This window comes from Streptomonospora nanhaiensis (genome assembly GCF_026642255.1).
In the GTDB taxonomy this organism is placed as follows: domain Bacteria; phylum Actinomycetota; class Actinomycetes; order Streptosporangiales; family Streptosporangiaceae; genus Nocardiopsis; species Nocardiopsis tropica.
Window position 1 is genome coordinate 2222538 of sequence record NZ_CP113264.1, and the last position, 22027, is coordinate 2244564.

Below are 22027 nucleotides of genomic sequence, written 5' to 3' on the forward strand. Positions count from 1 at the left end.
TCACTCGGCCCAGGGCAGGGGGACGGTTCCCTCCTGCCCGACCACAGACGCCCGGCCGCCGGGAACCATGCACACCAGTGCCTCGCCCGGCCCCTCGCCGGTCTGTATCCTGCGCACCGCGCCGGCGGGGATGACCGCCGCCTGGCCGGCGGCCATCTCGGCCTCCTCCCCGTCGACGCTGACCTCGAACCGTCCGGAGACGGGCATCCACACCTGGTCGCGGTCGATCACGTGCTCGGGCGAGGCCGCGCCCGGCGCCATCCGTACCCGCCAGGTACTCAACCGGTGGCTGCCCCGGCTGGGACCGGCCAGAGCGGACATGACGCCGGCCGGGGTCGTGGTGGTGCGGGTGTCGCTCTCGGTGACGATCAGCAAGGGTCCTCCTGAGTAAACTAGCTTTACTCCTGTGAGTAAAGTCGCTTGACTCGGATGTGTCAAGATGGGTGCATGAACGACCCGCTGGAGCGCACCGAACTGACCTTCCTGCTGGGCATGGCCTTCCAGCTGGTGCTCACCGAGTTCGTGCGCGAGGTCGAGGCCGCGGGTTACGAGGAGCTCCGGCCGATCCACGGGCTCGCCTTCCAGGTGCTTCGGCACGGGGGAGCGACCAGCTCGGAGCTGGCCGAACGCCTGGGCGTGACCAAGCAGGCCGCCGGTCAGATCGTGGCCTACCTCGAGGAGCGCGGCTACGTGCGGCGGGTGGAGCACGCCGAGGGGGGTCGGCGCCGCCTGGTGGTGCTCACCGACCGGGCCGAGAAGCACCTCGCTGTGGCGGGACGCGTCATGCGCGAGCTGGAGGCGCGGGTCGGCGAGCGACTGGGCCCGGATGAGCTCACACTCCTGCGGACCGAGCTGGCCGGGCTCATCCGGGGACTGGCCGGGGCAGACCTGCCCCCGCTGCGCCCCATCTGGTGACCACCCCGAACGCACGAGGGGGAGGGGTCCGTTCAGACCCCTCCCCCTCCTGTCAGGCTGTCACACCGCCGTCCTCCGGGCCGCCTGCCCGGGTGCACCCGCGGGCGGGACCCCCTGCGCGCTCCGGTGCTCCTCGGGCCACCCGGGCGCACCCACAGCAGGGCGCCGTTCGCCCGAGCACAGGTCCGCGGTGAGGACGCCCGCTCGCAAACACCCTCCCGGGCGGCTACTTGCCCAGGCCCGCGCGGCGCAGCGCCTCGGCCATCGCCCCCTGGGGCGCGGGGGCGCTGCGGTTGTTCTGGCCGCCGCCCCGTCGGCCGCCGTCGGCCTTCGGGGCGCCGCCGCGTTCGCCGTTCCCGCCGCCGCGGCGGCGGTCCCCGCCCCGGCCGCCGCGCTCCTCGCGCCCGCCCGGGGCCGGGGCCGCGTCGTCCAGGCGCATGGTCAGCGAGATGCGCTTGCGCGGGATGTCGACGTCCTGCACCTTGACCTTGACGATGTCGCCCGGCTTGACCACCTCGCGCGGGTCCTCGACGAACTTGTCCGAGAGCGCCGACACGTGGACCAGGCCGTCCTGGTGCACGCCCACGTCCACGAACGCGCCGAAGGCGGCGACGTTGGTGACCACGCCCTCCAGGACCATGCCCTGCTCCAGGTCCGACAGCTTCTCGACGCCCTCCTTGAAGGTCGCGGTGGTGAAGGCCGGGCGCGGGTCGCGTCCCGGCTTCTCCAGCTCGGCGAGGATGTCGGTGACCGTCGGCAGGCCGAAGGTGTCGTCCACGAACTCCTCGGGGCGCACCTTGGACAGGACCGCCTTGTCGCCGATCAGCGTCGGCAGGTCCGTCCCCACGCGGTCCAGGATGCGCCGCACCACCGGGTAGGCCTCGGGGTGCACGGCCGAGGTGTCCAGCGGGTCGTCGCCGCCGGGCACGCGCAGGAAGCCCGCGCACTGCTCGAACGCCTTGGGGCCCAGCCGCGGCACGGACCGCAGGGCGTCCCGGCTCCGGAACGGGCCGTTGGCGTCCCGGTGGGAGACGATGTTGCGCGCCAGGGTCGAGGTCACGCCGGACACGCGGGTGAGCAGCGGCACGGACGCGGTGTTGACGTCCACGCCCACGCCGTTGACGCAGTCCTCGACCACGGCGTCCAGGGAGCGCGACAGCTTGGCCTCGGCCAGGTCGTGCTGGTACTGGCCCACCCCGATCGACTTGGGGTCGATCTTGACCAGCTCCGCCAGGGGGTCCTGGAGGCGGCGGGCGATGGAGGCGGCGCCGCGCAGCGACACGTCCAGGTCGGGCAGCTCCTCGGAGGCGTAGGCGGAGGCCGAGTACACGGACGCCCCGGCCTCCGACACCATCACCTTGGTGAGCCCGAGATCGGGGTGGAGCCGGAGCAGGTCGGCGGCGAGCTTGTCGGTCTCGCGCGAGGCGGTGCCGTTGCCGATGGCGATCAGCTCGACGGCGTGCGCCGCGCACAGCCTGGCCAGGGAGGCGAGGGAGGCGTCCCAGGCGTGGCGGGGCGCGTGCGGGAAGATCGTGTCGGTGGCGACCACCTTGCCGGTGGCGTCGGTGACCGCGACCTTCACGCCGGTGCGCAGACCGGGGTCCAGACCCAGGGTGGAGCGGCTGCCGGCCGGGGCGGCGAGCAGGAGGTCGCGCAGGTTGGCGGCGAACACGTTGACGCCGTCGTCCTCGGCCTGCTGCCACAGCCGCATCCGCACGTCGATGTCCAGGCGCACCAGGATGCGTGTGCGCCACGCCCAGCGGACGGTGTCCTGGAGCCACCGGTCGCCGGGGCGGCCCCGGTCCACGATCCCGAAGCGGTGGGCGATGGCGTTCTCGTAGGTGCTGCGGGGCGTCGTGCCGTCGGCGTTCGCGGCCGGGGGCTCCTCGGGCTCCAGGGTGAGGGTGAGCACCTCCTCCTTCTCGCCCCGGTACATGGCCAGGACCCGGTGGGAGGGCAGCTTGGTGAGCGGCTCGGAGAAGTCGAAGTAGTCGGCGAACTTGGCGCCGGCCTCCTCCTTGCCCTCGCGCACGGCCGACCCCAGGCGCCCCTTCTCCCACAGCCGCTCCCGCAGGACCCCGGTGAGGTCGGCGTCCTCGGCGAAGCGCTCGACCAGGATGGCGCGGGCGCCGTCCAGCGCGGCCTTGACGTCGGCCACCTCGCGGTCCGGGTCGACGAAGGCGGCGGCGGCCTCCTGGGGGTCCTGCCCCGGGTCGTCCAGCAGCCCCTCGGCCAGGGGTTCGAGCCCCGCCTCGCGTGCGATCTGCGCCTTGGTCCGGCGCTTGGGCTTGTAGGGGAGGTAGATGTCCTCCAGACGGGCCTTGGAGTCGGCCGTGTTGATGCGCGCCTCCAGCTCGTCGTCCAGTTTGCCCTGGCTGCGGATCGACTCCAGGATCGCGGTCCGGCGCTCGGCCAGCTCGCGCAGGTAGCGCAGGCGTTCCTCGAGGGCGCGCAGCTGGGCGTCGTCCAGCGCGCCGGTGGCCTCCTTGCGGTAACGCGCGATGAAGGGCACGGTCGATCCGCTGTCGAGGAGTCCGACGGCGGCGGTGACCTGGTGTGCGCCCACGCCGAGTTCCTCGGCGATGCGCTGGTCGATCGTGGGTGTCACAGGGGTCGTCACTGTCTTAACGTCCACTCTCTGGCTGTTCGGTGCGGGGACATTCTCGTGGCGGGGGAGGACATTGTCATCCCGGTGCGTCCCCGCGTCCCAGGTTCCCGCACTGTGGCGACGGTCGCGTCCCGCGGCGCCGGGGCGCGGGCATGCGCGGCGCGGATCCGCTCCCGGGGCGGCTCCGCGGGTGCCCGCTGTGTGCGGTCCTGCGCGGTGTGCCGGTTTCCTGCCGGTGCGTTCCCGCCGCGGGCACGGGCGGCTCCGGGCGGCCCGTGCGTTCGGGCGGTGCGGGGCCGGGCCGCCCCGGCGGGGGCGCGGCGCGGGCGGCCGCGGTGCGTCGCGGGCCGGCGCCCGGGGGCGTTCGCCCGAAGGGGAGGGTGCGCAGGCCCTGCCGCGGGCGGCGTCTTTGCGGTCGGGGCCGCGTTCGTTCACGGAGGGTGGCGGCGGGCCGGCTCTGCGGGGGAGGGGCGCCCGGCGGGCCGTGGGGCCGTCGCCGGGGGACCGGCCCCGCCCCGCCGCCGGGACGGGGCGGGGCCGGGTCAGCCGTCGGTCCCGTTGAGGTAGTCGGGGGCGTAGTACTCGTCGAGGGGGAGGGGGCCGCGGTACCCCTGGCACATGCACTGCCGATAGGTGGAGCTGGTCTGCCCCGTCCAGCGGCCGGGGATGACCACCTGGGTCTGGCACCTCTTGGTCTCCTGGTCGTGGAAGACCAGGTGGTGGCCGCAGCCGCAGAGGGGCTGCGGGTTCTGCGGACCGCTCAGGACGCGGGCCTGCTCCTGCCTGCGCTGCTGTTCCAGGGCGGTCCTCGACTGCCTTTGGGTCATCAGGCGGCCGAAGAGGAAACCGCCGAGCGCGATCGTCGCTCCGATGACCATGGAGACCGGTTCCATCCGGCGACATCTCCTCTCCTCGACCCGCCCGTGTACGGGGCACGCGTCCATTGTCGCCCATGGGCGCCGAGGGGACGAGGAGCGGTGGGGGTTCGTTCGTCCGCCGGTGCGGATGCGCTCCGTATCGACAAAGTTTTCTTTGCAGACTCCTCTTTGCAAAGAAAACTTTGGCTTACGGTGGAGGCACCCCGACCCACAGGAGCCCCCCATGGCCGTCGAAACCTCCCCGCCCGCCGCGGCCCCGAGCGCCCGGTTCGGCGCGGCCTTCCACCGGCTCTGGGCCGCCGGCGCCCTCACCAACCTCGGCGACGGGATGCTCGTCACCGCCCTCCCCCTCGTCGCCGCGACCCTCACCCACGACCCCCTGGCCGTCGCGGGGCTGGCGGCCGCCCGGTTCCTGCCCTGGCTCCTGGTCGCACCCCTTGCCGGAGTGCTGCTGGACAGGGTGGACCGGCTCCGGGCCATGGCCGTGTCCAACGGGATCGCCGCCGCGGCGGTCGCCCTGCTCGCCCTGGTGATCGCCTCGGGCAACGCCGCGGTCGGGTTCCTGTACGCGGCCCTGTTCCTGGTGGTCTGCTGTGAGACCGTCACCGACCCGGCCACCCGGATCACGGTGGCCGGGGTCGTACCCGGGCGGCTCCTCGACCGGGCCAACGGCCGCCTGGAGGGTGCGCGGCTGATCGCGCAGGACTGCGTGGCCAAACCGGTGGCGGGTGTGCTCTTCGCGGTCGCCGCCGTGCTGCCGGTGGCGGGCGTCGCCCTGTCCTACGCCCTGTGCGGTGTCCTCGCCGCGACCGTCGCGGCCCTGCTGCGCCGCGCCGCGACCCCCGTTGCCGCGCACGGCACGGACGCGGGAGGGGCTGAGGCCGGCGGGGGCGCCGACGCCGGCCAGGGGGTCCTGCGCTCGCTCGGGGAGGGGTTCGGCCACGTCCTCGGGCACCGCGTGATGCGCGGACTGATGTTCAACAACGCCGCGACGATGATCGGCATGCAGACGGGCACCGCCGTGATGGTGCTCTACGTCCAGCGCGAACTGGGGGTGGGCGCGGCGCTCTACGGGGTCTTCCTGGGTACCGTCGCGATCGGGGGCGTGGCCGGCTCGCTGGTCGTGACACGCCTCGCCGCCGCGGTCGGCCGCCGGGCCGTCATGGTGGGCGGGCACGCCGGAATGGGCGTGTGCCTGGTGCTGATGGGCTTGTTCCCCCAGGTGTGGGTCGCCGGGGCGGCCTGGGGGCTGCTGGGGTTCTGCATGACGACCTCCAACATCGCCGGCTCGCTCTTCTTCCAGACCGTGGTCCCCGACCGTCTGCGGGGCCGGGTCTCGGCGGTCTTCCGCACCGTCGGCTGGGGCCTGGCCCCGCTCGGCGCGCTCATGGGCGGGCTCCTCGGCCGGATCGACCTCGTCCTGCCGTGCCTGGTCGGGGGCACGGTCATGGTGGGCGGGGTCGTGGTCTTCCGGAAGGCGATCGCGGAGGGCGCCCGCCTGTGCGACGAGGCCGTCGCGGGTCTCGCGGCCGCGGGCGGGGTCGGGCCGGAGCGCTCGGGCGGTCGCGCGGACGGGCGGCCCCGCCCGTGACGACCGATGCCGAGAAAACTTTGCAGACCTCTCTTTGCAAAGAGGCTTTTGTCTTAGGGTGGGGTCATGACGGACAGCGACGACCACGAGCACCCGCCGGCCCCCGGGGCCCCGGCGTCGATGCAGATCGACGCGCAGGCCCTGCGCGGCCTGGCCCACCCGCTGCGCGCGCGCCTCCTCGACGAGCTCACGTTCGACGGCCCGGCCACCGCCACCATCCTCGGCCGGCGGCTGGGGGAGAGCAGCGGGTCGACCAGCTACCACCTGCGGCAGCTGTCCCGGTACGGGTTCATCGAGGCCGACCCCGGCCGGTCCGGGGGCCGCGAGCGGTGGTGGCGGATCCGGCCCGGGGGCTGGAGGATGCGCGGCCACGAGTTCCTCGGCGACCCCGAGACCCGCACGGTCGCGGAGACGGTCCTCGGCCGCTACTACCAGGAGAGGGAGGCGCGGTTCAGGGAGTGGACCGCGAGCGTCTGGCGGACCGAGCAGTCGGCCGACGTGCGCCGGTGGAAGGACGCGGCCTTCGACTCGGTCACCACCGTGCGGATGACCCCGGAGGAGAGCCGCGAGTTCGGCCGGGCCCTCACGGACTTCCTCAGGGCGTTCGCCGCGCGGTACCAGGGGCGCACGTCCGGGAGCCACCCGGACACCGAGAACGTCGAGCTCCAGACGAACCTCTTCCCCCACCTCCCGGGCGGCGGGCGCCCGGCGTCCCCCGAGGCCCCCGACGGGCCCCGGGGCCGGGACCCGGAGGAGGGCGCCCCCGGGGGGTCCTGACCTGCGAGCCGGCCCCCGCACCCTCCGTACCCCCCCGAGTTGGAGGAACCCCGTGACCACGCCGCCCGAGCCCCAGCAAGGGGAGACCGTTCCCGCCGTTCCCGCCGTTCCCGCCGGGGACCCCGCCTCCGCGACCCCCGCTCCGACCGGCGGCGGAGCGGCCGCCTCCCCCCGCCGCCCCGCCCCCCTGGGCGGGCCCTTCCACCGCTTCTGGGCCGCCACCGTCGCCACCAACCTCGGCGACGGCGTGCTGGCCACCGTCCTGCCGCTCGTCGCCGCCACCCTCACCCACGACCCGCTCGCCGTGTCGGGGCTCCTCGTCGCCCGCTACCTGCCCTGGCTGCTCCTGGGCCCCTTCTCCGGGGTGCTGCTCGACCGGGTCGACCGGCTGCGCGCCATGGCCGTGTCCACCGCCGTCTCGGCCGTGACCATCGCCGGCCTCGCCGTCGCGGTCGCGGCGGGACAGGCCACCCTCTGGGTGCTGTACGCGGCGATGTTCCTGGTCATGAGCTGCGAGACGGTGACCGACCCCGCGAGCCGCCTGCTGGTCACCCGTGTGGTCGCCAGGGACCGGCTCGACCGCGCCAACGGCAGGATGGAGGGCGGCCGCCTCGTCGTCCAGGACTGCCTGGGGTCCCCCGTGGGCGGCCTGCTGTTCGCCGTCGCCGCCGTGGCCCCGGTGGCCGGGGCGGCGGGGGCCTACGCGCTGTGCGCCGTCCTCGTGCTGGGCCTGGTGCCGCGCCTGCGCAGGAGCGGGCCGGTGCCCGGGGCGGAGGACGCCGGCGCCGGGCCGGGGGACGGGGCGCCGCGGCGGAGCGCGGTGGAGGACCTGGTCGGAGGGTTCCGCTACGTCTTCGGCCACGGTGTGCTGCGCAGGCTCATGGTCGCCAACGCCGGGATGATGATCGGCATCCAGATGGGCATGGCCGTCCTGGTCCTGTTCGCGCGGGACGAACTCGGCGTCCCGGCGGCGCTGTACGGCCTGTTCGTCGGCGGGATCGCGGTCGGCGGGCTCCTCGGGTCCGCGCTGACCGCTCGGCTGGTCACCGCCCTGGGCCGCCGGGCCGTGATGATGGCGGGCTACCTGGGGGTGGCGGCCGCCGCGGTCGCCATGGGCCTGTCACCGCACGCCCTCGTGGCCCTGCCCGCCTGGGCGTTCCTGGGGTTCTGCCTGGCCGTGAGCAACATCGCGGGGTCCCCCTACTTCCAGGTGGTCGTCCCCGTCCACGTGCGCGGGCGCGCGTCCACGGTCTTTCGCACCGTGGGCTGGGGCCTGTCCCCGGTGGGCGCGTTCCTGGGCGGGCTCCTGGGACGGATCGACCTGGCGCTGCCGTTCGTGGCCGGCGGCCTGGTGATGGCCGTCGCGGTCCTCCACGCGCGCCATGCCGTCGCCGACGCCGCACGCGCGTGCGACGAGGCGGCGGAGGCCGACGGATCCGGGAACGGCGGGACGCACCCGCGCGCGGGAGGAACCGGCCCGGAACCGGGGGCCGGCGCCGGGGGAGGCGTCAGGCCCCCTCGCGCAGTTTCTTCAGCGTGGCCACGTCGGCGGCGTGCGGGTCGGCGGGGCCGGGGGTCTCCAGGACGAGCGGGACGCCCGCGGTGACCGGGTGCCGGAACAGCTCCCCGAACGGCTCGGCGCCGATGTGCCCGGCGCCGATGTTCTCGTGCCGGTCCTTGTTGCTCCCGCAGGGCGCCTTGGAGTCGTTGCAGTGCACGACCTTCAGGCGGTCGGCGCCGACGACCTCGCCGAAGCGGTCCAGCGCCGCGCGCATGCCCTCCACCGTCGAGATGTCGTGCCCGGCCGCGAACAGGTGCGCCGTGTCCAGGCACACGCCCACCCGCGGGTGCCACTCCAGGGCCTCGAAGTAGGCCGCGAGGTCGTCGACGGTGGCGCACAGCACCTGGCCCTGGCCGGCCATCGGCTCCAGCAGGACCGGGGGGACGTCCTCGCCGACCCTCTCCAGCAGCGGCATCAGCCGTTCCCGGGTGCGGGCCAGGCCCGCCTCGCGTCCGCCGGACACCGCCGAGCCGGTGTGCACCACCACGCCCAGGGCGCCGATCTGCGCGGAGCGTCGCAGCGCGTGCTCCAGGGAGGCGACCGACTTCCCGGCCGTCTCGTCGCCGGGGGTGCCCAGGTTGATCAGGTAGGGGGCGTGCACGAACTTCGGCAGGTCGGTGCGCTCGCGCATCCGGGCGTCCTGTCCGGGGTCGCCGCCGTTGGTCGCCCACCCGCGGGGGTTGGACACGAACACCTGGACCGTCTCGGCGCCGATCTGCTCGGCGTAGGCCAGTCCCTTGTCGGCCATGCCGCCGGCCACCGGGACGTGGGCTCCGACCGGGGACGCGGGCCGCCGCTGCTCACTGTTGCTCATCGCCGGTCAAGCCTACGGGGCGCCGGGCGCGGACCGTCCGTGCCGGTGCTCACACCGGCCCGGGGATCCGGCCGGATCCCCGGGCCCGGCGCGCCGTCCCGCGGCGGTCCCGTCCCTCCGGCGGGTACCGGCCGTGGGTGCGCGTTCGCCGCGGGCAGGGGTCCACGCGCCACACCGGCGACGCCCCCGCAGAGCCCGTCAGCCGCACGGCGGGATCGGACGGTTGGAGTGGAACACCCCGTCCGGGTCGAACTCGGCCTTCACCCGGGTCAGCCTCGCGTAGGCCCGGGGGTCGAACACCTCGCGCACCGCCGCCCCGTCCATCGGTCCGAAGCCCAGGGTGGACGAGCGCCCCACCGCCCTGTCGGAGACCAGCCCCGCCGCCCGCTCGCGCAGGGCCTCCGACGCCCCGGGGTCCTCCCCGTCGGCGAACGTCAGCACCGTCAGGGCGTAGGCGGCGTCCCTGTGCCCCACCGCGTTCGCGCTCCCCGGCTCGCGTGCCAGGGCGCCGCCCAGGTGCCGCACCCCGACCACGCACATCGACGGGGCCGTCCCGGCCAGCCGGGTCAGGGCGCCCAGCGACTTCGCGTCCAGTCCGTCGACCAGGACGCTGCGCCCCCGGTACCCGGCCGGGTCGTCGTGCTCGTCGAAGACGGCGCCCGACCCGGCGTACGGCAGCTCCGCCAGGGTGTCGGCCAGCACCGGACCGGCCGAGCGCAGGGGCTCCACCAGGGCGGGCCCCTCCCCGGGCGGGCCCGACCAGGCCACCGACACCTGGACGACCAGGCGGTTCCGCATCGCCTCCGGGACGCCCGGGAAGTCGGGGTACGCCAGCATCGAGGCCCCCGACGTCAGCTCCTCCGGGGTCGTCTCCGCCCACCGCCGCCACGCGTCCAGGACACCCGGCTCGGCGGTCGCGTCGAAGTACAGGCTGCCCCCGTAGAGCCGCGCGACCGGGAACAGGCCGATCTCCATCCCGGTGACCACGCCGAACGCGCCGCCTCCGCCGCGCACGGCCCAGAACAGCTCGGGTTCGGCCTCCTCCGTCACCTCGCGCAGCCGTCCGTCGGCCGTCACCATGTCGAGCCGCGCCACGTGGTCGGCGGCGAACCCGTACCGGCGGGCCAGCAGTCCCACGCCCCCGCCCAGCGTGTACGACACAGCGCCCACCCCCGGGGCGCTGCCCGACAGGGGCGCCAGCCCGTACGGCGCGGCGGCGTCGATGACGTCCTGCCACGTGGATCCCGCGCCGACCCATGCCGTCGCCCGGCCGGGGTCCACCCGCACACCGCGCAGGCGGCCGGTGGCGACGAGGACGCCGGCCGGCGGCCGGTCGCCCCCCGCCCCGGCGGCGTCCTTTTCCCGCCGCTCCGCCCCGCCTTCCCCGTCGCCGGCCGCGGCCTCCCCGCCGCCGAGACCCGAGCCGAGACCGTGCCCGGTCAGCTGGGCCGCGACCCGCAGGCCCCGCCCGGCGGCCCAGGCCACGGCCGCCCGCACGTCCCCGGCGTCCTGCGCCTCCACCACGGCGACCGGGAGGTGGCGGTCCAGCAGCTGCATCCCCGTGCGGGCCGTCTCGTAGCCCTCCGACCCGGGCGCGTGCACCGGCCCGGCGACGAGGGCCGCCAGGGACTCCGCCGCACGGGCGGCGGACGCGTCCGCCGCCCGTGGCGTGCCGCCCCCGGTACCCGCCGGGCCCCGGTCCTTCCCCGCGTTCTGGATCTCCGACATGTCCGCGCTCCCCTTCGTCTCGTTCACAGCGCCACCGTAGGAACCGATGCGGTCACAACGTGACCGCGATGTCCGGCAGACTGGATCCATGAGCGAATCGGTCCGCAAGGGGATGCCCCAACGGCTGCTGCGCCTGCTGTCCCTGCTTCAGGCCAGGCGGGAGTGGAGCGGCGCGGAGCTCACCGGGCGCCTCGGCGTCAGCGCGCGCACCCTGCGCCGGGACGTCGAGCGGCTCCGCGACCTCGACTACCAGGTGGAGGGGACCCCGGGCATCGCGGGGGGCTACCGCCTGGCCTCGGGGAACGACCTCCCGCCCCTGCTCCTGGACGACGACGAGGCCGTCGCCATCGCCCTCGGCCTGGTCACCGTCACCGGGGTCCAGGAGAGCGCGCTGCGGGCCCTGGCCAAACTCGAACGCGTCCTGCCGGCCCGGCTGCGCCCGCGCCTGGCCGCCGTCCGGGACACCACGTCCGCGGTGGCCCACCCCGCGGCGCCCGCGAGCGCGGACCCGTCGGTGCTCGGCATGCTCGCCGCCCACCGCCGCGACCGCGTGGTCACCGACTTCGACTACCGGGACCGGTCGGGCGCGGTCCGCTCCCGCCGGGTGGAACCCCACCACCTGGTCTCCCACGGCGGGCACTGGTACCTCATCGCGCACGACACCGCCCGCGACGACTGGCGCACCTTCCGGACCGACCGCATCATCGGGCCCCGGGCCACCCACGGGCGGTTCACCCCCCGGGAGCTGCCCGCGCCCGATCCGGCCGCCCACCTGGTGCGGACGTTCGCCGCGGCGACCTACCTGCACACCACCCGGATCACCGTCCGGATGCCGGCCGCAGACCTGCGCGCCCGCGTCCACGGCCCCTTCCCCGGCTGGATCGAACCCCTGGGGCCGGACACGTGCCTGGTCAGGATCAGCACCGACTCCGTCGACCTGGCCTGCCAGTACGCGCTGGCCGTGCTGGCCCTCGGCGCCGAGTTCGACCTCGACGCCCCTCCCGGGGTGGCCGACCGGCTGCGCGCGCTCGGCGCCCGCCTCGGACACGGTGGCGACCGCTTCGCCGGTCGGCGGGGAGAGCGCTAGTCTCATGGCCGTGAGCTCCTCGACCCCGCACCCCAGCCTGTCCGACGTGATCTCCGCCTTCGAGGAGGTCTATCCGCCCCACTGGGCGGCCTCCTGGGACGCGGTCGGACTCGTGGCCGGCGACCCGGCGCAGGACGTCGCGAAGGTCCTGTTCGCCGTCGACCCGGTCGACGCGGTCGTCGACGAGGCCCTCACCTGGGGCGCGGACCTGATCATCACCCACCACCCGCTGATGCTGCGCGGCGTCACCAGCGTGGCGGCCGACACCCCCAAGGGGCGGGTCGTCCACCGCCTGATCCGCTCGGGAACGGCCCTGTACACGGCGCACACCAACGCGGACACCGCCTCGCCCGGGGTCTCCGACGCGCTCGCCCGCGCCGTCGGCGTCACCGGGCCGCTGCGCCCCCTCGACCCCGACACCACCGACCCCGAGGGCCACCGGGGCATCGGCCGGATCGGCGCCCTCGACCGCCCGGTCGTCCTGCGCGACTTCGCCGCCCAGGTGGCCCGCGCCCTGCCCGCCACGGCCGCCGGGGTCCGAGTCGCCGGCGACCTGGACCGCGTCGTGGGCACCGTCGCCGTGTCCGGGGGAGCGGGGGACTCCCTGCTCGGCGCCGCCCGCGCCGCCGGGGTCGACGTGTTCGTCACCTCCGACCTGCGCCACCACCCCGCCTCGGAGTTCGTGGAGAACCCGGGCGGCCCGGCCCTGATCGACACCGCCCACTTCGCCAGTGAGTGGCCCTGGCTCGCGGACGGGGCGGCCCGTCTCGTGGACGCACTCGGGCGCGCGGGGCAGCCCGGGGGGACTAACGTGGAGACACGCGTCTCGACGACGGTGACGGACGCCTGGTCACAGGCCTTGCCGCACGTCTGAGAGCACACCGCCCCGCGAGGGGCGGCCCCGACACCAATTGCACAGAGCCGCACAGAGTAGGGCGCGGGCGGCGTTCTCGCCTTCCCCAGCCACCCCAGGAGACGTGTACAAGTGAAAGCCGAACCCGCCGCACAGGCCAGACTGCTCCACCTCCAGGAACTGGACTCCGAGCTCCAGCTCCTGGCCCACCGGGCCCGCACCCTGCCGGAGATCGCCGAGGCGGCCGGGCTCAAGGAACGCGCCGACCGGCTCGAGACCGACCTGATCGCCGCGCAGACGAAGGTCTCCGACGTCGAACGCCAGCAGCGCAAGGCCGAGAGCGACGTGGACCAGGTGCGCAGCCGCGCCGACCGGGACGCCAAGCGCCTGGAGTCGGGCCAGATCACCAACGCCAAGGAGCTGCAGAACCTCCAGTCCGAGATCGCCTCGCTGGGCCGCCGCCAGGCCGAGCTGGAGGAGGTCGTCCTGGAGGTGATGGAGCGGGCGGAGGCGCTGGACGCCACGGTGGTCCGCCTGACCGCCGAGCGCGAGGAGGCCGTCGCCGAGCACACCGCGGTGGTCGCCCGCCGCGACACCGCCGCCGCCGAGATCCAGTGGGACCGCACCCGCGTCGCCCAGGACCGCGAGCGCGTGGCGGGGGAGATCCCCGCCGACCTGCTGGCCCTCTACGACAAGCTGCGCGCCCAGTACGACGGGATCGGCGCCGCGCCGCTGCGCTACGGCCGCTGCGGCGGCTGCAAGCTCGCCCTGAGCACGGTCGAGCTCAACGACATCCGCGCCCACGCCGCCGACGAGGTCGTGCGCTGCGAGGACTGCCGCCGCATCCTGGTGCGGACCGAGGAATCCGGTCTGGGGGGCCGGACCGAGCAGTGAGCACCGGCTGGGGAGCCCCCGACACCGCCCCGACCCGGCTCGTCCTGCTCCGACACGGGCAGACGCCCCTGTCGGTGGAGGGGCGCTTCGCGGGCCGGGGCGACATCCCCCTCACCGAGGAGGGCCGCGCGCAGGCCGGGGCGGCCGCGCGCCGCCTGGCCGCGCGGCCGATCGACGCCGTGGTGTCCTCGCCCCTGCTGCGCGCCAGGGACACGGCGGCCCGCGCCGCGGAGGAGCTCGGACTGCCGGTCGAGGTGGACGAGGGGTTCGTGGAGACCGACTTCGGCGCGTGGGAGGGACTGACGTTCGCCGAGGCCCGTGAGCGCGCGCCCGAGGCGGTCGACCGCTGGCTGGCCGACCCCGAGGTCGGGCCGCCGGGCGGGGAGAGCTTCGCGGCGGTCGCCCGCCGGGTCGCGAAGGCCCGCGACGCGTTGGTCGAACGCCACCGCGGGCGCACCGTCCTCGTGGTCACGCACGTGACCCCCATCAAGCTGACGGTGCAGCAGGCCGTCCTGGCGCCGCTGGCCGCGCTGTACCGGATGCACCTGGACACGGCCTGCCTGACCGAGGTGGACGTCTTCTCCGACGGGCCGATGCTCGTGCGCTCCCTCAACGACACCGCCCACCTGGCCCCCGTCCGGGACGGGGCGGGCCGGGAAGGACCGGAACGGGCGTAGAATGCGGGGCGAGGGGAGTCGGCCAGACGGTCGCGGACCGCGCCAGGTGCGCGGGTTCGAGGAAAGTCCGGACTCCACAGGGCAGGGTGGTCGGTAACACCGACCCGGGGCGACCCGCGGGACAGTGCCACAGAAAACAGACCGCCACCGCTCGCGGTGGTAAGGGTGAAACGGTGGTGTAAGAGACCACCAGCGCCCGGAGTGATCCGGGCGGCTTGGTAAACCCCACCCGGAGCAAGGTCAAAAAGGGAGCCTCCGGGCTCCTGCGCGGATGTTCGAGGGCGGCCCGCCCGAGTCCGCGGGTAGACCGCACCGAGGCCGTCGGCAACGGCGGCCCCAGATGGATGACCGTCCGGTCCCTCCGGGGACCGACAGAATCCGGCTTACCGGCCGACTCCCCCCTCCACACCTTCCTGACCTGCGAATACCCGGAAATTCGCTCGCGGGTCCGCCCCCACCGACACCCCTGTTCATCTGCGGATGCCTTGCCCTGTCCGGGCTTGACCCGGGACGGACGCGGGATGGATCGCGGGGCCGGCGGCAGGCCGGGAAAGCAGGTGGCGAGGTAGAGGCAGGTCTTCCCGCACCTTGGATCCGGACGGGCGGGCTCAGCCCGAGGCGTGCAGGTCTTCCGTCCCGCGCCCCTCCGGTTCCCGGGGGAGGATCACCGGTACTCCTTCCGGCTGCCGATGCGGTGGACCATCACCACCGCCCACACCGTCACCGCGGCCAGGACCCCCCACCACGCCCACAGCGCCCACATCAGCCAGTGGCCGCCCACCGTCGTCGTGCCCAGACCGAGGGCCGCCAACGACATCGAGGTGGAGACCACCAGGCATCCGACCACACGGCGGATTCGTGTCATCTCGTCCATGAGCCGTCTCCTTGCTCGGGGGTGGGAGCGGGACCCGGGACATCCTTTCTACAGCAGGCCTTCCCCCTCCACGTTCTCTGTCGGCCTGCCCGGCACCGGGGCCGGCGCTCCGGCCCGAGGCCCTCGCGGAGCCCCCCGCGGGGAACGCACGGCCGCACCGACGGCGCGGGGCCGCGACGAACGGCGGTGCGCTGTCCGGACCGGGCCGCGGATGGTGGGGCGGCGGCCTCGATCGGCCCGCCGCCGCCCCCGCCCGGAGCCCTGCCGGGCCCCGGGCGGGGGTGCGACGCGCGCGGCGCGTGGGAACCCTGGGGCGCGGGAAGTCCTATGGGTACAGGCATACAGCCTGCCGGTGATGGCCTGCCGCCCATGCGCACCGATAGATTGGCCCTTGCGCTCCATACCCCGGGCCGAGTGCCGGAGCGCGTGCGTCCGTGGGCCGACGTCCGGGGTCGACGGCCCGACGGGCATCCGCGTTCACGGGAATGGGTGACTCTTGTTCGACTCCACCGTCTTCTGGGTGGTCCTCTTCGGCCTGCCGGTCCTGGCCATCGTGGCGATCGTCATGCTCGCCTCCTACCAGGCCTCAGGCGTTCAGCAGGACGAGCGTGACGACGCGCCCGGCGACGACTCCTCCAACAGCTGATCCCCGTCCGCACCCGGTCGGGGGTGCGGAACGGGATCGCCCACGCCCTGCACAGGACGGAACTCCCCGGTCGCGGTGTCCAGCAGGTGGACCCTCGCCGTCTCCAGGTCGTAGTACATCCCCGACAGCTCCAGGTCGCCCGACTCCACGCGTTCGCGCACCACCGGGTATCCCATGAGGTTGCCGAGCTGCTCCTCCACGTTGGCCTGGGCGAGCCGCCTCAGCGCCTCCGCGGCGGGCAGGCCGGCCAGGGCCCCGGACGCCTCCCCCGCCCGCACCAGGCTCTCGTGCCCGTTCGCCAGCCAGCGGCACATGTGCGAGGTCTGCGCGTCCCCGGGCTCCTGGTGGGCCTTCTCCAGGAGCGCCTTCATGGCGCCGCAGTGCGAGTGTCCGCACACCACGATCGACGGCACCCGCAGGACGTTCACCGCGTACTCGACCGCCGCACCCACCGACACGTCGCCGGGGGTTCCCCGCCTGGGCACCAGGTTGCCGACGTTGCGGACGGTGAACAGGTCGCCGGGGCCGCTCGAGGTGATCAGGTTCGGCACCACCCGCGAGTCGGCGCAGGTGATGAACAGCGCGGTCGGGTGCTGTCCGTGGGACAGCCGGCCCATCAGCGACCGCATCCGGTCGGCGGTGCTGGAGTGGTACTCGCGGGCGCCGGCCGTGAGCAGGCCCAGGGGGTTGACCTCACGCGCGGTCTCCTCGGGGACACGGCGCATGCCCCACGGCGCCCACCAGCGCGCCAGGCCGCCGGGCGCGGTCTTGGAGGCGGGGGCGGAACTGGTGGAGCTGCGCGCGTACCACCTCTCGTGCACCTCGTCGATGTCGACGGCGCCCCCGGTGCGCTCGTGGTCCACGCGCCAGGCGTGGATGGCCTCGAACGCGGCGTGGTCCATGAAGTCCACGTGCAGGTCCAGGTCGACCTGGGCGCCCTCGGGGACGGTGCGCAGCACGTGGGCGAGCCGAGGCACCCCGAGGAAGGTGAGCGAGCCGTGCACCGTGACGTGGACGCGGCTGTCGCGCTCCTCCGTGGTCACGGTCAGCTTGGTGAGCCTGCGCAGGGACACGATCATGGCCAGGGCGAAACCGATGAACACCCCCTCCATGAGGCCCAGGAGCACCACGCCGAACAGGGTCACCAGGTACACGCTGGCCTCGTGGTGGCGCCGCAGGTTGCGCAGGTGGGCGATCGAGACCATCTGGACGCCGATGAACACCAGGAGCGCGGCCAGCGCGGCCATCGGGATCAGCTCGACCACGTGTGCGAAGAAGGCGACGAACAGAAGGATCCACACACCGTGCAGGATGGTGGACCGGGGCGTGTGCGCCCCGGCGCGCACGTTGGCGGTGCTGCGCACGATCACGCCCGCGACGGGCAGGCCGCCCAGGGCGCCGCTGACGGTGTTGGCCGCGCCCTGGCCGAAGAGCTCCCGGTTGAGCATGATCCGGCGGCCGTTGTGCAGGCGGTCCACGGCGATCCCGGCGAGGAGGGACTCGACACTGGCGACCAGGGCGACCGTGGCGACGCCGACGGCGATGCCGTGCCACTGCCCGGCCGCGGGGAGCACCGGTCCGTTCCAGGCGTCCGCCAGGGAGTCCGGGAGGGAGACGGTCTCGACCCTCCAGCCCCCGACGGTCGCGATGGCGGTCGCGGTGCCCACCGCGACCAGCGCGGCCGGGACCACCGCCGGGCGCAGCCTCCCGAAGGACGGCAGCTTGTTCCAGGTGAACATGATCGCGATGGTGATGACCCCGACGGCGACGGCGGCGGAGTGGTTGTGCGCGATCTGGTGGGGGAGGTCGGCGATGTTGGCCACCGCCGAGCTCTGCGGGGCCCCGCCCAGGACCACGTGCAGCTGGGCCAGGGCGATGGTGACGCCCACCCCGGCCAGCATGCCGTGCACGACGGCGGGGGAGACGGCCAGGGCCGCGCGGGCGATGCGCACGGCCCCGAGGACGAGCTGGACCAGACCGGCGAGCAGGGTGATCAGGCAGGTCACCCGCCAGCCGTAGGTCGCGATGAGGTCGGCGACGATGATCGTCAGCCCGGCGGCCGGGCCGCTGACCTGCACCATCGAACCGCCGACGAGTCCGGCGACGATACCGCCGACGACGGCGGCGATGATTCCTGCGATGAGCGGGGCGCCTGAGGCGACGGCGATCCCGAGTGACAGTGGGACGGCGACCAGGAAGACCACCAGGGAGGCGCCGACGTCGGCGGCGACCCCCTTGCGGTCCTTGTGGCTGCCCGGTGGCGCCGCGGTTGCGGGCGGTGCGTCGGGCTGTACTCCCTGGGCGTCGTTGCGCATGGTTGCTCCGTTCGGGTTGGACCAGGCAAATGAGGCGTAGGCGCACGGGGACGACGGTGTCCGGATCGGGGGGTGTGCGGGTGAACGCGTGAACACGACGGAACCCCGAAGGGTCGCCTGTCAATCACCAACTGTAGTCAACTTCCGTAGCTCAGGGTTACCATCTGTTGTGGTTTCCGTGACTGTTTTCCCGGCTTCACAAGGCGTGGGGACAAATCAGGACAGAAAAAACACCGAGGTGACGGGGTTGTCCCGTGCACCTCGGTGATGTGAAGCGGTGGGGCCGGACGGGGTCCGGCGGCGCGGGCCGGTCACGGCGCGTCAGCGCCGTCCGGACCGCACCGGTTCAGCGGAAGCGGCCGTCCTCGTACCCGCCCTCGTAACGCTCCTGGCCGTACCCCCGCTGGTCGTAGGGCTGCTCGGGCGGGTAGGGGCCCGGCGCCCCGGGACCGTCCGGCCGTCCCTCGTCGCCGTGCTGTTGCCACCCGTCCAGCGGCGGGTAGCCGCCGTAGTCGGGCTGCGACTGCTGTGGCTGCTGGGCCGGGTAGGAGCCGCCCAGCATCTCGGAGTAGCCGCTGCCCGGACCGCCGGGGCCGGACGGCCGCCCGAACCGGTCCCCCTGGTCCTGGTAGCCGCCGTAGCCCGGCGGGACCTCGCCGCGCAGCTGCTCGGCGGGATAGCCGCCCGTGGGCGGGAGCGGGGGGTAGCCCTGCGGGCCGCCCGGGTACGGAGTGCCGTCCTGTCCGCCCGGGTGTCCGGGGTGGCCGACGGGTCCGCCGTTGAAGGGGGAGGGCACGCCGGGCGCCGGAGCCTCCCGCTCGGGTCCGGCATGGGAGCCGGGCGCCGCCGGTCCGCCGGCGGATCCGGGGCCTCCCGGCAGCCCGGGGCCGCCGCCCTGCACGCCGGGAACGGTGGGCGCGCTCGGGGAGCCGAACGTGCCGCCGCTCTCACCCCACAGGGGGGTGTTGCCGTCGGGGTAGGAGGGGCGCTGGTGGTTGCCGGTGTCGTAGGAGGACCGTGTGTGGTTGCCGGTGTCGTAGCCGGAGCGGGTGAAGGAGTCGGTGTCGTAGGAGGGGCGGGTGTGGGTGCCGGTGTCGTAGGAGGGGCGGGTGTGGGTGCCGGTGTCGAACTCGGGGAGTCCGGTGCCCGCGTGGTCCCCCCGGGTGTGGTTGCCGGTGTCGTAGGAGGGCCGCGTGTGGGTGCCCGTGTCGTAGCCGGGGAGTCCGGTGCCCGCGTGGTCCCCCCGTGTGTGGGTGCCGGTGTCGTAGTCGGATCGGGTGAAGGAGTCGGTGTCGTAGGAGGGGCGGGTGTGGGTGCCGGTGTCGAACTCGGGGAGTCCGGTGCCCGCGTGGTCCCCCCGGGTGTGGTTGCCGGTGTCGTAGGAGGGCCGCGTGTGGGTGCCCGTGTCGTAGCCGGGGAGCCCGGTGCCCGCGTGGTCCCCCCGTGTGTGGGTGCCGGTGTCGTAGTCGGATCGGGTGAAGGAGTCGGTGTCGTAGCCGCCCTCGGACCGGGGGGCCGCCGGGTAGCCGCCGCCCAGGGGGTCCGCGGAGCCGCTCCCGCCGAACGGGGGCGTCGTCGCGCCGGACCCGGGGGAGGAGGGGCCGCCGTAACCGAAGTCGGAGCGCTGGTGTGCGCCGGTGTCCATGCTGGACCATATCGGCGAGTCGACGTCGGAGCCGTGCGCCGGGGTCGTGGCCCGGAACCCCGGGGAGAGCGGGTCGCTCGCGGCCGGGCTCTCCGGGCGGCCCGCGCCCTGGTGGTCCGACCGGCCCGGCGAGGCGCCGCCGTAGGACGGGAGGCCGCCGAGCGGGGAGCCGGTCCCCGGCGCCGGGCCGGAACCGCCGAGCGGGTCGCGCGAGTCCGGGGTTCCCAGGGGGGAGGGGCCCGCCAGGGGGTCGGTCCGCGGCTGGGAGTAGGAGGCCCCGGGCGTCCACGAGCCCGAGCCGAGCGGGTCGTCGTCCCGGGGGGCGGAGGCCGCGGGTGCGGCGTGCTGTGCCGGGGGCAGGCCCTGCGCGGGCGCGGCCCCCTGGGGCGAGGTGAGGGCGGAGCGCTCCGGACGCGGCGGGAGCGCGCGCTCGTCCGGGCCGAGCGGGTCCGGCCCGGCCGCGCCGGACTGTCCGTGCCTGCCGGACCGCCCCGCCGGCTCGTCCGGCTGGGGGGAGGCCTGCTCCTGCCCCAGGCTCGCCAGCATCGCCAGGTCGGCGGAGGGGCCGCCGGCCCCGGTCGCCGCGGGCAGGATCGTGGTCGCCCCGGGGGGACCGGTCTCCTCCTCGAAGTCCTCGTACCCGTCGTCGTAGTCGTCTTCCTCGTACTCGTACGCGGTGACGCTGGGGCTCCGGTCCTCGCGGTCGCCGCGGCGGCCGCGGGGCTCCGAGGAGCGCTGGGCCGGGCCGTCCTCGCTCAGGCTGGACCAGAAGTCGTTGTCGGACAGGCCGTCCGCGTCGTCATCGTCGTCCCAGTCGACCTCGCGCTTGCGCCGGCCCTTGGAGCGCCTCTCCGACCGGCCGCCGCCGTCCTGGTGCCCGCGGCGGGACCGCCCGCGCGGTGCGGGTTCCTCGTCGCCGCGGTCCTCGGGGAGGTCGCGTTCCTGTGCGCGGTCGGGGTCGCGACCGGAGTCCTCGGTGTCGTCGTACTCGTATTCGTCGTCGTAGTCGTCCTCGCGGGAGCCGACGCTCAGAGCGCGCATGCCCAGCAGGAGCAGGACGAGCACGGCGAGCACGACGATGACGGCGATGATGATGATGACGGTGACGGTCATGGTCTACGCACTACCTTGGGGAGGTCGGCCGCGCCCGGGTCGCACCGGGGACCGGAGTGTCGGGAACCGGCCGGGGATGTGCGGCGGCCGCCTGGTTCCGTGATGGCCCGGTCTGTCCGACCTGCGTGGCACGAGGGGTGCAGGTGGTCCGGTGCGGTTCCAGGTCGGTGCGCCGCGCGGCGAGTGGACGGGAATCGGTCATCTGAAATGGGGCGAGGGGCACTGCCCCACTGTATGCGCTGTCGCGCCCCGTGTGCAGAGGGCGACGGATGCTTCCTGGGCGGATCCCCGTGGCCCCGGTTTCCCGTGGCCACGGGGATCCGGGGCGCCGGAGAGGATCTCCTATGGCCTATGTCACCCGGCGTTGGTCGTGACCAGGGACCCGCGGGCGACGGCCTGGTCGGCGATGGCGTCCAGGGCCGCGTCCAGCGACGCGCCCTCCGGCAGGTCCAGCGGGTTCGCCAGCGCGTACACGGTGAACCTGTACTCGTACGACGCCTCCGGTTCCGGGCACGGCGCCCCGTACTCCGCGACGCCCTGGGAGTTCTGCCCCTGCTTGGCGTCGGCCGGAACGCTGTTCTGCCGCAGCTCCACCAGCTGCGGGTCCAGGTCGTAGACCACCCAGAACACCTGGGCCACCTGGGGGTCGTCGACCACCAGGGCGATGGAGCCCGCCTCGTCGGGCAGCCCCGACCAGCTCAGCGGCGGCGAGGACGCCTCCTGCGCCTCCTGCTCCCCACCGTCCGCCGAAGCGCCGTCCGAGGCCCCCTCGCAGGTGTAGGCCGCCGGAAGCGGCTGCCCCTCCTGCATCAGGGGGCTGGTGACGTTGATGTCGTCGGGCATGTCACCGTTCTGCCCCGGGGCGAGGATGCCGCAACCCGTGGTCAGGACCAGTGCGGCCCCCGCCGCCACCGCGCCCGCGAGCGCTGCGGGGGACGTGCGGGCCGTGCGCGCACCGGTGGACCGGGGGGAGGGGAGGGCCGGGAACAATGGGAACTCCTGCTGGACTTTCGGGCCGTGGAGGCGGGACTCGCTGTGGACCGGCACGGCG

The 22027-nt window shown here is 74.6% G+C and carries 18 protein-coding genes and 1 other RNA gene; 10 read left to right on the top strand and 9 right to left on the bottom strand.

What is annotated here, in order from left to right; translation table 11 throughout:
• Window positions 1-375 (bottom strand): cupin domain-containing protein, encoded by a 375-nt coding sequence (locus tag OUQ99_RS09745; RefSeq protein ID WP_267949099.1) that lies wholly within the window; start codon window positions 373-375, stop codon window positions 1-3.
• Window positions 376-447: 72 nt separating this feature from the next.
• On the opposite strand from OUQ99_RS09745, the gene OUQ99_RS09750 reads away from it, so the two are divergent.
• Window positions 448-915, top strand: coding sequence for a MarR family winged helix-turn-helix transcriptional regulator (locus OUQ99_RS09750; protein ID WP_267949100.1), 468 nt, complete (start codon window positions 448-450; stop codon window positions 913-915).
• Window positions 916-1141: 226 nt separating this feature from the next.
• Here OUQ99_RS09750 and OUQ99_RS09755 read toward each other — a convergent pair whose 3' ends face one another.
• Both OUQ99_RS09755 and OUQ99_RS09760 read right to left on the bottom strand, forming a co-directional pair.
• Entirely contained in the window at window positions 1142-3523 is a 2382-nt protein-coding gene (locus tag OUQ99_RS09755; protein ID WP_267949101.1) for a Tex family protein, read from the bottom strand.
• Between the two features lie 542 nt (window positions 3524-4065).
• Window positions 4066-4416 carry a hypothetical protein gene (locus OUQ99_RS09760; protein WP_267949102.1) on the bottom strand — a complete coding sequence of 117 codons (351 nt, stop codon included), beginning with the start codon at window positions 4414-4416 and terminating at the stop codon, window positions 4066-4068.
• A 208-nt stretch (window positions 4417-4624) separates the two neighbouring features.
• On the opposite strand from OUQ99_RS09760, the gene OUQ99_RS09765 reads away from it, so the two are divergent.
• The 3 genes from OUQ99_RS09765 to OUQ99_RS09775 all read left to right on the top strand — a co-directional run bounded on the left by OUQ99_RS09765 (window position 4625) and on the right by OUQ99_RS09775 (window position 8375).
• Window positions 4625-5992 carry an MFS transporter gene (locus tag OUQ99_RS09765; protein ID WP_267949103.1) on the top strand — a complete coding sequence of 456 codons (1368 nt, stop codon included), beginning with the start codon at window positions 4625-4627 and terminating at the stop codon, window positions 5990-5992.
• Window positions 5993-6058: 66 nt separating this feature from the next.
• Entirely contained in the window at window positions 6059-6769 is a 711-nt protein-coding gene (locus tag OUQ99_RS09770; RefSeq protein ID WP_267949104.1) for an ArsR/SmtB family transcription factor, read from the top strand.
• Between the two features lie 52 nt (window positions 6770-6821).
• Window positions 6822-8375 carry an MFS transporter gene (locus tag OUQ99_RS09775; protein ID WP_267949105.1) on the top strand — a complete coding sequence of 518 codons (1554 nt, stop codon included), beginning with the start codon at window positions 6822-6824 and terminating at the stop codon, window positions 8373-8375.
• Here the strand turns inward: OUQ99_RS09775 and OUQ99_RS09780 are convergent.
• Window positions 8278-9144, bottom strand: coding sequence for a deoxyribonuclease IV (locus tag OUQ99_RS09780; RefSeq protein ID WP_267949106.1), 867 nt, complete (start codon window positions 9142-9144; stop codon window positions 8278-8280). The two genes, OUQ99_RS09775 and OUQ99_RS09780, sit on opposite strands and share 98 nt — an antisense overlap.
• Window positions 9145-9342: 198 nt before the next feature.
• Window positions 9343-10872: an FAD-binding oxidoreductase gene (locus tag OUQ99_RS09785; RefSeq protein ID WP_431061522.1), complete on the bottom strand. Its 1530-nt coding sequence runs from the start codon at window positions 10870-10872 to the stop codon at window positions 9343-9345.
• An 88-nt stretch (window positions 10873-10960) separates the two neighbouring features.
• On the opposite strand from OUQ99_RS09785, the gene OUQ99_RS09790 reads away from it, so the two are divergent.
• From OUQ99_RS09790 to rnpB, 5 genes are all read left to right on the top strand, one after another.
• Window positions 10961-11959 (top strand): helix-turn-helix transcriptional regulator, encoded by a 999-nt coding sequence (locus tag OUQ99_RS09790; protein WP_267949108.1) that lies wholly within the window; start codon window positions 10961-10963, stop codon window positions 11957-11959.
• A gap of 4 nt (window positions 11960-11963) precedes the next feature.
• Window positions 11964-12833, top strand: coding sequence for a Nif3-like dinuclear metal center hexameric protein (locus tag OUQ99_RS09795; protein ID WP_267949109.1), 870 nt, complete (start codon window positions 11964-11966; stop codon window positions 12831-12833).
• A 111-nt stretch (window positions 12834-12944) separates the two neighbouring features.
• Entirely contained in the window at window positions 12945-13706 is a 762-nt protein-coding gene (locus tag OUQ99_RS09800) for a zinc ribbon domain-containing protein (RefSeq protein ID WP_267949110.1), read from the top strand.
• Entirely contained in the window at window positions 13703-14383 is a 681-nt protein-coding gene (locus tag OUQ99_RS09805; RefSeq protein WP_267949111.1) for a histidine phosphatase family protein, read from the top strand. The genes OUQ99_RS09800 and OUQ99_RS09805 overlap by 4 nt, the downstream gene beginning before the upstream one ends.
• A 14-nt stretch (window positions 14384-14397) precedes the next feature.
• Window positions 14398-14785, top strand: an RNA gene (gene rnpB / locus OUQ99_RS09810) — RNase P RNA component class A.
• A 262-nt stretch (window positions 14786-15047) separates the two neighbouring features.
• On the opposite strand, the gene OUQ99_RS09815 is transcribed toward rnpB, so the two are convergent.
• The gene (locus tag OUQ99_RS09815) at window positions 15048-15257 is read right to left on the bottom strand and encodes a hypothetical protein (RefSeq protein WP_267949112.1); all 210 of its coding nucleotides are present in this window, start codon (window positions 15255-15257) and stop codon (window positions 15048-15050) included.
• Between the two features lie 496 nt (window positions 15258-15753).
• Between OUQ99_RS09815 and OUQ99_RS09820 the strand changes: the two genes are divergently transcribed.
• Entirely contained in the window at window positions 15754-15903 is a 150-nt protein-coding gene (locus tag OUQ99_RS09820) for a hypothetical protein (RefSeq protein WP_267949113.1), read from the top strand.
• Here the strand turns inward: OUQ99_RS09820 and OUQ99_RS09825 are convergent.
• The 3 genes from OUQ99_RS09825 to OUQ99_RS09835 form a co-directional block, all read right to left on the bottom strand.
• Complete coding sequence (locus OUQ99_RS09825) at window positions 15852-18218, bottom strand: bifunctional SulP family inorganic anion transporter/carbonic anhydrase (RefSeq protein ID WP_267949114.1); 2367 nt, start codon at window positions 18216-18218, stop codon at window positions 15852-15854. The two genes, OUQ99_RS09820 and OUQ99_RS09825, sit on opposite strands and share 52 nt — an antisense overlap.
• A gap of 346 nt (window positions 18219-18564) precedes the next feature.
• Window positions 18565-20976: a hypothetical protein gene (locus tag OUQ99_RS09830; protein ID WP_267949115.1), complete on the bottom strand. Its 2412-nt coding sequence runs from the start codon at window positions 20974-20976 to the stop codon at window positions 18565-18567.
• 354 nt (window positions 20977-21330) lie between these two features.
• On the bottom strand, window positions 21331-21966 hold the full coding sequence (locus OUQ99_RS09835; RefSeq protein WP_267949116.1) for a YbhB/YbcL family Raf kinase inhibitor-like protein: 636 nt from the start codon (window positions 21964-21966) through the stop codon (window positions 21331-21333).
• Window positions 21967-22027: the final 61 nt, after the last annotated feature.